The sequence below is a fragment of the Vibrio sp. 10N.261.52.A1 genome, assembly GCF_002876325.1.
Taxonomy (GTDB): Bacteria; Pseudomonadota; Gammaproteobacteria; order Enterobacterales; family Vibrionaceae; genus Vibrio; species Vibrio chagasii.
This window is the reverse complement of record NZ_MCYD01000025.1, coordinates 1-304: the sequence shown is the minus strand read 5'-3', so window position 1 is coordinate 304 and position 304 is coordinate 1. Positions and strand designations below refer to the sequence as shown.

Here is a 304-nt window from a genome sequence, read left to right as displayed (position 1 = left end):
AGCATACTCTACTGATTGATTAATCGCGTGCTTCATGCAATTCATCTTAGTTTGACCATCCCAAAAGTAATGTGGCAATGCTCGGTCTGCTAAGTAGTGGTTCTTGGTAGCGTAAGCCGGCATGTTCGCCCAATACACCGCCCGTATGTATTCACGCCAACCCAATATCTGACGAATAAACCCCTCGACCTGTGCGATATCGATAGTGGGCGCACCTTGCTTAGAAGATGCGTGATAAGCTGAAAGAGCTGCATCAATAACTTCGCTCGGGCTAAGAAGCTTGCTGTTTAACGAGAACGAGAGT

At 47.0% G+C, this 304-nt stretch carries 1 pseudogene; it reads right to left on the bottom strand.

From position 1 onward, the window contains the following. Nucleotides 1-304: pseudogene (locus BCT81_RS00320) on the bottom strand (cryptochrome/photolyase family protein); the annotation flags it as partial.